At 39.6% G+C, this 11,030-nt stretch carries 10 protein-coding genes; 8 read left to right on the plus strand and 2 right to left on the minus strand.

Annotated features, from left to right (window positions below):
- Window positions 1-16 precede the first annotated feature (16 nt).
- Window positions 17-1,525: a sodium:solute symporter gene (locus tag CBW18_RS18445; RefSeq protein ID WP_088302851.1), complete on the minus strand. Its 1,509-nt coding sequence runs from the start codon at window positions 1,523-1,525 to the stop codon at window positions 17-19.
- 198 nt (window positions 1,526-1,723) lie between these two features.
- Between CBW18_RS18445 and recR the strand changes: the two genes are divergently transcribed.
- The 3 genes from recR (at window position 1,724) to CBW18_RS18460 (ending at window position 4,279) form a co-directional block, all read left to right on the plus strand.
- Entirely contained in the window at window positions 1,724-2,341 is a 618-nt protein-coding gene (gene recR / locus CBW18_RS18450; protein WP_088302852.1) for a recombination mediator RecR, read from the plus strand.
- Between the two features lie 157 nt (window positions 2,342-2,498).
- On the plus strand, window positions 2,499-3,317 hold the full coding sequence (locus CBW18_RS18455; RefSeq protein WP_088302853.1) for an SDR family oxidoreductase: 819 nt from the start codon (window positions 2,499-2,501) through the stop codon (window positions 3,315-3,317).
- Window positions 3,318-3,442: 125 nt separating this feature from the next.
- On the plus strand, window positions 3,443-4,279 hold the full coding sequence (locus tag CBW18_RS18460) for an alpha/beta hydrolase (RefSeq protein ID WP_088302854.1): 837 nt from the start codon (window positions 3,443-3,445) through the stop codon (window positions 4,277-4,279).
- A gap of 62 nt (window positions 4,280-4,341) precedes the next feature.
- On the opposite strand, the gene CBW18_RS18465 is transcribed toward CBW18_RS18460, so the two are convergent.
- Window positions 4,342-5,280, minus strand: a complete 939-nt coding sequence (locus CBW18_RS18465) for an ion channel (RefSeq protein WP_088302855.1) — start codon at window positions 5,278-5,280, stop codon at window positions 4,342-4,344.
- 220 nt (window positions 5,281-5,500) lie between these two features.
- On the opposite strand from CBW18_RS18465, the gene trpD reads away from it, so the two are divergent.
- The 5 genes from trpD (at window position 5,501) to CBW18_RS18490 (ending at window position 10,456) form a co-directional block, all read left to right on the plus strand.
- Window positions 5,501-6,487: an anthranilate phosphoribosyltransferase gene (trpD, locus tag CBW18_RS18470; protein ID WP_088302868.1), complete on the plus strand. Its 987-nt coding sequence runs from the start codon at window positions 5,501-5,503 to the stop codon at window positions 6,485-6,487.
- Window positions 6,487-7,122 carry a phosphoribosylanthranilate isomerase gene (locus CBW18_RS18475; RefSeq protein ID WP_088302856.1) on the plus strand — a complete coding sequence of 212 codons (636 nt, stop codon included), beginning with the start codon at window positions 6,487-6,489 and terminating at the stop codon, window positions 7,120-7,122. The genes trpD and CBW18_RS18475 overlap by 1 nt, the downstream gene beginning before the upstream one ends.
- Window positions 7,123-7,296: 174 nt before the next feature.
- Entirely contained in the window at window positions 7,297-8,478 is a 1,182-nt protein-coding gene (trpB, locus tag CBW18_RS18480) for a tryptophan synthase subunit beta (RefSeq protein WP_172406575.1), read from the plus strand.
- A gap of 79 nt (window positions 8,479-8,557) precedes the next feature.
- Window positions 8,558-9,325, plus strand: coding sequence for a tryptophan synthase subunit alpha (gene trpA / locus CBW18_RS18485; RefSeq protein WP_088302858.1), 768 nt, complete (start codon window positions 8,558-8,560; stop codon window positions 9,323-9,325).
- A 489-nt stretch (window positions 9,326-9,814) separates the two neighbouring features.
- A complete protein-coding gene (locus CBW18_RS18490; RefSeq protein WP_088302859.1) occupies window positions 9,815-10,456 on the plus strand; it encodes an NAD(P)-dependent oxidoreductase in 642 nt (213 codons plus the stop codon).
- The last annotated feature ends 574 nt before the right edge of the window (window positions 10,457-11,030 follow it).

The raw sequence follows: 11,030 nt of genomic DNA on the forward strand, positions 1-11,030 counted from the left end.
TTACGCTATTCTAATATTAAAATTCTGTTTGCGCATCAGTCTTTTTGCTGATGAAAAGCAAACCTATAAAGGTGATTAAACCATTAATTAAAATCAGTTCAACACTGAAAACGTAACCACCCAGTAAACGGGTTGAATACGTGGAAAGCAAGTAACATAAAAAAGGCGATAATATGCAAACTATTGGCACTAATTTGTCGTACAAACCACGTTTTTTTACAAATAGTCCAAAACTATACAAGCCTAAAAGTGGTCCGTAGGTATAAGAGGCAATGGTAAATATTAAGCTGACTACGGATGAGCTGTTGAGTGCATTGATGACGATGATCACTAAAAACATTAAAATAGAAAATGCGATGTGGACGGTATGGCGCTTTTTTACCGCATCTTTCGCATTTACATTTTCAGCTTTGGCCATGCCCAGGAAATCTACACAAAAAGAAGTGGTTAGTGCGGTTAAGGCAGAATCTGTGGTGGCAAATGTTGCTGCCGTTAGGCCCAGCATAAAGATAATGGCAGGTATTGCACCTAAATGATTCAAGGCAATTTCTGGAAATAACAAATCGGTTCTAGCCTTTCCGGTGAGGTGATCCAAAGGAATTTCAATGCCATTTTTAGTGGCGAAAATATACAGCAATGCCCCAACGCTCAGGAAGAAGACATTTAAGATGACAAATACTCCTGTAAAAGTGAACATGTTTTTTTGCGCCTCTTTAATCGTACCCATGCTCAGGTTTTTCTGCATCAGATCCTGGTCTAAACCCGTCATCGCAATGGTCACGAAAATACCGCCGATAAACTGTTTGCTGAAATAGAACTTATTCGTCAGGAAATTATCCAGAAAGAAAATCTTTGAATAGCTGCTGCTTTTGATGGTTTCAAAAGCCTGTGGAATATTAAAATTTAAGCTGCTACAAATAAAATAGATGGTGAGGAAAACGGAGAGCACCAGGAAAAACGTTTGAAGCGTATCAGTAATGATAATGGTTTTTAAACCGCCTTTAAAGGTGTACGACCAGATCAGGGCTAAGGAAATCAGCACTGTTAACCAGAAAGGGATGCCGTAATTATCAAAAATAAAGCGTTGCAGTACAATCACCACTAAATATAACCTGGTGGCCGAACCCAGTGTTCTGCTCAGCAAAAATATGGAGGCTGCAGTTTTATAACTGTAATGCCCCAATCGCTGTTCAATATAGCTGTAAATGGAGGTCAGTTTCATCCGGTAATACAGCGGGAGCAATACGGTGCAAATAATGAGGAAACCAACGGCATTACCTAAAACGAATTGAAAATACTGAAACTGATTCCCGGCCGGTGCCCCCACTTCACCCGGAACCGAAATAAACGTTACCCCCGAAAGTGCAGTGCCAATCATGCCAAATGCCACTAAATACCACTTTGAATTTCTGTTGGCTACAAAAAAAGAGTTGTTATCAGACGAATCTTTAGCGGTTACGAATGAAATAATAATCAGCAATAAAAAATAACCGATTAGGAAACATAAAAGTATGGTTGGCGACATGGTTTTGTTTTAAGCTGATAAATGTAAGAAATTACGATTTAAAGTCAATGGCTTAAAGAATTGTTAAATTGCTCCATTGTTAAAACTTAACTTCAACAATGGTCTTGCTATAGAAGGACAACAATGAAGCCATACAGCAATTTATCAATATAACAATCAAACAATTTTCCGTATCAAACTTTTAGTATATTTTTGTACATGAATTTTTCATCCAAACTGCTGGAAGATGCAGTAAACGAATTCTCTAAATTACCTGGTGTAGGACAAAAAACGGCATTGCGTTTAGTATTACATCTTTTAAATAAAGAACAGGAGGAAGTGAATCAGTTTGGCAATACTTTTATTAAGCTAAAGCAACACATCAAACATTGTACAATTTGCCGCAATATATCAGATTATACGGTGTGCGAAATCTGTACTTCGGCCAAACGTGATAAGGAAACGATTTGCGTGGTCGAAGATACTCGGGATGTCATGGCGATCGAAAATACAGGTCAGTATTTTGGGGTTTATCATGTTTTGGGTGGCCTAATTTCACCAATGGATGGAATTGGTCCGACAGACTTATTTATCGATGGATTAGTTTCCAGGGTATCTGCCGGGGGGATCAAAGAAATTATCCTGGCCCTGAGCCCGAATATGGAGGGCGATACCACACTGTTTTACTTGTACAAGCGCTTAAAAGACTTTAATGTTCCGGTAAGCACCATTGCCCGCGGCATTGCTTTTGGTGGCGAACTGGAATATACAGATGAAATTACCCTCGGCCGCTCGATCATTACGCGCGTACCTTATGAAACAGCGATGATGAAATAGTTGGGATTTAGGAGTCCAGAGTTGTAAGTCAAAAGTCTGGAGTCCGAAAAGACTATAAAAGCAATAAATTAAGCACCAATCTTCATACGTGATATTCAATACTAACACCAGTCTAACCATCAAGTCTTAATACTTGCGACTCAATACTCACAAAAAAATGAACCTCAAAAATAAAGTCATCATCATTACCGGGGCATCCAGCGGGATCGGAAAAGCCTGTGCCGAAGAATTTGCCAAACGTGGTGCTAATTTAGTTTTAGCTGCCCGCCAGTATGTAACCCTTTGCGAAATTACGGCCGATTTAGAAAAGAAATATAACATCAGGGCAGTGGCTGTTCAGGCAGACGTAAGTAAGGAGGCCGATTGTGAACTGATCATCAAACAAACATTGGTTTCTTTTCAAAGGATTGATATCCTGGTGAACAATGCCGGTTTATCCATGCGTGCATTGTTTCATGATCTCGATTTATCTGTACTTAAAAACCTGATGGATGTAAACTTCTGGGGAACTGTTTATTGCACCAAATATGCCCTACCCGAAATCCTGAAAACCAAAGGTACGGTAGTGGGAATTTCATCTATTGCCGGTTACCGGGGTTTGCCGGGAAGAACTGGCTATTCCGCTTCAAAATTTGCAATGAATGGTTTTATGGAGTCGCTGCGGACCGAACTTTTAAAAACCGGTGTTAATGTTTTAGTGGCTTGTCCGGGGTTCACCGCTTCCAATATTCGCGTTACAGCACTATCAAAAGATGGTGCAACTCATGGTGAAACCAGTATGGATGAGGGAAAAATGATGACATCTGAAGAAGTTGCTGGTATTATTGCCGATGGAATCGAGAAACGCAAACGGACTTTAGTGATGACAGGCCAGGGAAAACTGGCTGTTTGGATGAATAAGTTATTTCCTGCTTTTGTAGATAAAAAGGTTTTCGATTTATTTGCTAAAGAGAAAAATCCGCTGATTAAGGCTTAGCGCTAAAGGCCGATTGCTTAAAGGTCAAAGCAAAAGTTTAATGCCAGTTTTTCAATCTTCAAAGTGATACTTGCTGCCTAATACCCGATAGTTACTAATCAGATCTCATAACCTAATTCCTTCATATGCTTAAAAAACTATTTCTAACAATTCTCTTGTTTCAAACCATAACAGCATTGGCTCAGGTAAAGACGGCGAAGGATATCAATTATGCCCATAACGCTAAAGCAGAAAATACACTTAATATTTTTTACAATGCCGATCAGATTGAAAACAAACCTGTTCTGATTTTCATACATGGAGGATCCTGGAGCAGTGGCAAGAAAGAAACGTATTGGTGGTTAGGGAGAAATTTTGCACGGAAAGGTGTAGTTGCTGTCATTATCAATTATCCGCTCGCGCCTGATGCACAATATGAAAAAATGGCTGATGATTGCGCATTGGCCGTAAAATGGGTTAAGGAAAATAGCGCTGTTTATAAAGGCAGTTCAGATAAGATCTTTATAATGGGGCATTCAGCAGGTGGGCATTTGGCAGAACTTATCAACGCCGATCCGAGATATTTTAACCATGCCGGAATCAAAAATCCAATCAAAGGCGTAATCTTAAATGATCCCTTCGGACTGGATCTGTATGAATACCTGACCACGGCCAAAAAGGACAGTTTTTACTTCGATTTTATCAGAACCTTCACCAGTCAGCCAGCGGTATGGAAAGCAGCATCACCATTAAATTATGTTGATCATATTAAAAATCCGCATCTGCTGTTGTATGGTGGCAAAACTTACGAAGCGATCAAATTACAAACTCCCAGGTTATATCAAGAATTAAAGGCACACCATATTCCTGTAGAAATTAAGGAGATCAAAGGGAAAAGTCATGTGTCTATGATTAGCCAGATGATATTAGGGGGGAATGATCTGTATGAAGAAATTTTAAAATTTATTCATCAGTTTGATTAAACTATTGTTCATTTAGCATTACTAACTTTATTTCATATCAGACAGAAAGTTAGTAACGCTGATTATACCTTTTCAATTTTATCAAACAAGCTATAATCCATCACGGTTTTGCCCTGCTCATTGTGATAATGCATGATCTTAAACTTTGCATCAAACTCGATGTCATCATCCTGATAGCTGGTTCTGGTATGAATGGTTTGCGCAAAAGTATCATCAAAGGCTCTCAAAATCACAAAAATCTCTACTTCCGCTGCTTTTAATTCATCTAGTGTTTTTCCGAAAATAGGACTGTCTTCATTAATGGGATGAACCAGGGTCCAGTTTAAGGATAGTACGCTGATTTTATTGCGTTCCAAATCCAAAGGATAAAAACTTCTTTTTAATTTTCCATCTACCTGTTCGTTGAAGGTGATGATCATCTGCACTTCAATATCAATAAGTGCGTTCCTTCTTAAATTAACGAGCCTGCACATCAAGCCTTTTTGATTCTGATAGGGGCCGATAACCATTTTTTTACTGAAAGACACTTTTGACGTAGGGCGACTGAAACGACCATATAATAATCCGGTAGCTAAGGCAAAGGCCAGTAAACCAAGCATACTCTCAAAGGCCGCGAGCACACTGGTAATAAATCCCTGTGGTGAAATATGTCCGTAACCTACTGTTGAAATGGTTTGTGCAGAGAAAAAGAAAGCATCAAAAAACTGATCTCTTAAAGTAATGCCTTTTGCGCCGTCTAAATTTTCAATTCCAATTACATTATAGGCAACCGCGAAAAGTGTGTTTACAATCAGGTAGGCGATCAGGATCACAAGAAAAAACCGGGGCCAGCTCATGGTAACCAGTCGGGTATACGTATCATCGAACTTGAACCAGGGCAGACCAGTCCGCTCAATATTTGGTGTTCCATCCGTATTTAATACCCGCTGGTTTTTGATCACGGGCGCAGAGCCGAAACCCAGATCATCATTAAACTGTACTCTTCTCTTAAAAAAAGACATATATTTTTAGAAAGATTTTGGAATTACAAAAAAGTATATCAATATTTGTTCTATACAAACATGATCATTAAAAACTTAAATAACAATTGGTGGTGGCATAACGAAATTCGTTAGGCAAATTCTATTGTTATATATTTTAAATTATTTTATAAACGATAAAAAGGATTGCCCAAAAAGCAATCCTTTTTTTATGGGCTATCGTCAAAAGAAGCAAATCAACATGAAAAGAATATTAAACCATTTGTTTGAAAATAAAAGCTTCAGCAGGGAAGAGGCTAAGCATATCCTCATTTCTATTTCACAGGGAGAATTTAATTCTTCGCAGATTGCCGCTTTTATTACAGCCTACGCCATGCGCAACATTACGGTTGATGAGTTACAGGGTTTCCGTGATGCCATGCTGGATCTGGGCATTAAAGCCAATTTTTCAGACTATGAACTGATTGATCTTTGCGGAACAGGTGGCGATGGAAAGGATACCTTTAATATTTCCACCTTGTCATCATTTGTAGTGGCCGGTGCAGGGCATCAGGTAGCCAAACACGGTAATTATGGCGTGTCATCTGGTTGTGGCTCTTCAAATGTGATGGAATATCTGGGTTATTCATTCACCAATAACCAGGATGCTCTAAAGCGTAGCCTGGATACCGCCGGCATTTGTTTTTTACATGCACCTTTATTTAATCCGGCCATGAAGATTGTGGCCCCAATCCGTAAAGATTTAGGTGTTAAAACCTTTTTCAATATGCTGGGGCCGATGGTAAACCCCTCACAGCCTAAATACCAGATGGTGGGTGTTTTCAGTCTGGAACTGGCCCGTTTATACAATTATCTTTACCAGGACACCACAAAAAGCTATACCATTGTTCATGCGCTGGAAGGTTATGACGAAATTTCATTAACCTGCGATGTGAAAACCTTTAACAATAAGGGAGAGGGGATTTTAACCCTGAATGACATGGGATTTGAAAAGGTTTCCGTGAATGATATTAAAGGTGGAGATACCGTAGAATCTTCTGCAAAAATTTTCATGGATGTTTTAAATGGTGAGGCTACTGATGTTCAAAACAATGTGGTGCTTTGCAATGCTGCATTGGCCATTAAAACCATTAAGCCTGCTGTAAGTTTCGCAGATTGTTTCTATGAAGCGGAGGAATCTTTAGTCAGTAAAAAGGCGCTGGAAAGCTTTAAAAAATTAGTTGCCTGATGAAAGGATTGAAATTAAAGGTTTGCGGAATGAAGTTCGCGGCAAATGTTGCTGCGGTTGCCAGCTTGCAGCCTGATTATTTAGGCTTTATTTTTTACGATAAATCACCAAGGTTGATCAGTGATGTTTCGGCAGAGCTGATTAAATACATTCCATCAGAAATTAGAACAGTTGGCGTGTTTGTTGATGAAGATTTGGAATTGGTGCAGAAAAAAGTAAATCTATACCAGTTAAAAGCTGTTCAGTTACATGGAGGGGAGTCGCCACAATACTGTGCCGCACTAAAAAATAACTTGAACAGTTTGGAAGTGATTAAGGCTTTTGGTGTGGATGAAGATTTTGACTTTTCGATATTGAATGCTTACGCAGCTGTGGTCGATTACTTTTTGTTCGATACCAAAACAAAAGCGCATGGTGGCTCAGGAAAAACATTCGATTGGAAGATTTTAGACGGTTATCCATTAGATAAGCCTTACTTTTTAAGTGGCGGAATTGATTTGGAACATGCAGCAGCAATAAATGCAATGGAAGATTCGAGATTGTATGCGCTGGATATCAACAGCAGGTTTGAAGTTGAACCTGGTGTTAAAGATGCAGAGAAGATTAAAGAATTTATTAAAGAAATGGAAAAATAGAATATCATGCTGTGGTCTGGCTAGCAACAGATCGTCATTTCGAGCGCAGCCGGGAAATCTGCATTATAAATATAGATCTCTCCATTCTGCTGCACTCCATCCGATAGCTATCGGATCGAGATGACGACTTATCTCTGGCAGCTATCAATGTGACAAACGAGTTGATAAAATATTATGAAATACAAAGTAAACGAAAAAGGATATTACGGAGATTTTGGTGGGGCCTACATTCCTGAAATGCTTTATCCGAACGTAGAAGAATTGCGGCAGAATTATTTAAGGATTATTGATGATGCCGGTTTTCAAAAGGAATTTCATCAGTTAATGAAAGATTATGTGGGTCGCCCTTCGCCGTTGTATTTAGCGAATAGGTTATCTGAAAGATATGGTGCCAACATTTTCCTGAAAAGAGAAGACTTAAACCATACCGGAGCGCATAAAATTAACAATACCATCGGGCAGATTCTCCTGGCTGAAAAGCTGGGTAAGAAAAGAATCATTGCTGAAACCGGTGCCGGTCAGCACGGTGTGGCCACCGCTACGGTTTGCGCTTTGCGTAACCTGGAGTGCGTCATTTATATGGGTGAAGTGGATATCGAGCGCCAGGCACCAAACGTGGCCCGCATGAAGATGTTAGGCGCAAAGGTGGTGCCTGCAAGTTCAGGAAGTAAAACCTTAAAGGATGCCACTAACGAGGCGATGCGCGACTGGATTAACAATCCGGTTGATACGCATTACATCATCGGTTCGGTCGTTGGCCCGCATCCTTATCCCGATATGGTGGCCATTTTCCAATCTATTATTTCTGAAGAGACGAAAAAACAACTGATGGCACAAACCGGTAGTGATCAGCCGGATTACGTGCTGGCTTGTGTAGGCGGTGGAAGTAATGCCATGGGCATGTTCTACCATTTTATGGATGATGAAAATGTAAAACTGATCGCTGTTGAAGCAGCCGGAAAAGGCGTGTCGAGCGGATTCTCTGCGGCGACCACTTATTTAGGTAAAGAAGGAGTGTTGCACGGCAGCCGAAGTATTCTAATGCAAACGCCAGACGGACAGGTGGTAGAACCGCATTCGGTTTCTGCTGGTTTGGATTATCCGGGTATTGGTCCGCAACATGCGCATTTGTTTAAAACCGGTAGGGGGAAATACGTTTCGATAACGGATGAAGAGAGTTTGGATGCAGGTTTATTACTCACCCAGTTAGAGGGCATTATCCCGGCAATCGAAAGTGCACATGCCTTGGCCTACTTAGAGAAAATGGAATTCAAAGGCGGCGAAAATGTAGTGGTTTGCTTATCGGGCAGAGGCGATAAGGACTTAGATACTTATATTAAATATTTCAAATTATAGATATGAGATAATAGACTTGAGATATCAGACTTCCTGTCTGGTTCTCATATCTCACATCTCACATCTCACATCTCGGAAAATGAACAGAATCAAACAACTCTTCGCATCGAAGAAAAATATATTATCGATTTATTACACGGCCGGTTACCCAAATACCGGCGATACGATACAAATTGCGGAAGCCTTAGAAAAATCAGGAGCTGATATGCTGGAAATTGGTTTTCCTTATTCAGACCCGGTAGCTGACGGACCGGTAATCCAGGCGAGTAGTAAGAAATCTTTAGATCAGGGCATGAATTTAAAGCTGCTTTTTGAACAGTTGAAAGACCTGCGTACAAGTGTGACCATTCCTGTTTTATTGATGGGCTATGTGAATCCGGTTTTGCAGTTCGGTGTGGAGAATTTCTGTAAAGCCTGTGCCGAAGTGGGGGTTGATGGTTGTATCGTTCCTGATTTACCAATGGTGGAATACGAGGAGTTTTATAAAGAATGCTTTGAGGAACACAACTTAAGTAATGTGTTTTTGATTACGCCTCAAACTGCTGAAGAACGCATCCATAAAATTGATGGCTTAACCAATGGCTTTATCTATTTGTTATCATCATCAGCTACTACAGGTAAAAACCTCGAGGTTGGCAATACCACCGAAGCTTATTTCAGCAGGATTAAAAACCTGAACTTGAAAAATCCAACGATGATCGGTTTCGGAATCAGCGATAAACAAACTTTTGATAAGGCCTGTTCTTATGCAAATGGCGCCATCATCGGAACGGCATTCGTTAAAGCAATTGATAACGGGAATATTGAGGAAAGTGTAAGTGAGTTTATGAAGAAGTTTAAGAGTTAGTGTTTTTACCACAAATGTACGAAGACACCAGGATATCATTCACTTTGTGTTCTTTGTGTCTTGGTGGTTAAAACTTTACTAGTTTCTTTTCACCATATAAGACATGTAAGAACATATTAGGTATGGAGTTTATGTTTACTTATATAGTTAAGATTTATGTAGCAAATCCTGGGATAGATGCGTCGTCATTTCGACTGAAGCGCAGCGGAATGGAGAAATCTTTGCACTTTAATTGGAGGTTACTGTAGATCTCTCCGCTTCACTACGTTCCAGTCGAGATGACGATGTTTATTAATTAATTCTCATCCTGAGCGGAGTCGAAGGATATCCATTCCGTTGCACTTAGGTAGAAATGGTATTTTTTTCCTAAATTAGTGCCATTAAAATCTCTTTATAAAATATAACTCAAACAGAATTCAATTCTGATATTCCCTTATCGTTCTGATCAAGGGATAAACTATTATTTTCTAAAATTTTATAAAGAACATCATGCAAGATTTAAAAATTGCTTTAATCGGTGCTACAGGTAAAGCTGGTACTTATATTTTAAAAGCGCTATTGGCGCAAAAATTCGGGGTCAAAGCCCTTGTCAGAAATCCAGAAAAACTTCAGATTCATCATGCTTCGCTGGAAATTGTAACCGGCGATGTTAAAGATGTGGAAAAGGTACATACCTTTATAAAAGGTTGCGATATCGTTGTCAGTGCCCTCGGTACGGGACAACCTGCAAGCGAAAAAACAATCTTTACGCAATCAACAAGTAATATCCTAACGGCGATGAAAGCCCTTGATCTGAAACGTTACATCGTCATTACGGGTATCAACGTAGATAGTCCTGCTGATGAAAAGGATGCCAAAACCCAATTTGCAACCCAATGGATGTACGATAACTATCCGGTTTCTACCGCAGACAGGCAGAAAGAATATGATCTGTTAATTGACAGTGATCTCGATTGGACTTTAATCCGTTTACCCTTAATCATTCAAACCGACGAACAAAGTGCTATAGGCGCAAGTTTGGTTAATTGTGATGGCGAACAGATTAATGCAGCTAATTTGGCTCGGTTTATTATTGAGCAGTTCGGAGAGAAGGCCTTTGTAAAACAGGCACCTTTTATATGGAATAGTTAGTTTTTTTACCACTAAGGCACGAAGTCACTAAGAAATTTGCTTTGTGTTCTTTGTGTCTTAGTGGTGAATCTTTTTCTTTTCTGAATTGTCATTGTTAGCAACGAAGCAATCTTACAACTATCGCGATTAGCGAGCGTATTAAGCTCTTTCAGCCCTTCACCCTGATCCGATAGCTATCCGATTTGTTTCAGGGGCTTAGCGGTTAAAACTTTACTAGTTTTTTTTACCATATAAGACATATCAGAACATATAGGGCATTGCGCTTAAATGTTCTTGTATCCCTTAATGGTGTCATATCACGGCATTAAACTTTGTGACTTAGTGGTTAGTTTTTTAGACTGCATCGTCATTAGGAGCAGGAAGGAGCGCCTGCCCCGACTTTTTTTGGGAAAGTAAATCTTTCATGCAAGCGATCCTACTGGAGAGATTACTCTTGCAGTTGGTCATCCTGAACTTGTTTCAGGGTCTTAGAAGTTAAAACTTTTATTATTGTTTTTTACCATATAAGACATATCAGAACATATAGGGCATTGCGCTTAAATGTTCTTGTATCCCTTAATGGTGTCATATCACG

The organism is Pedobacter sp. AJM (genome assembly GCF_002197755.1).
GTDB lineage: Bacteria > Bacteroidota > Bacteroidia > Sphingobacteriales > Sphingobacteriaceae > Pedobacter.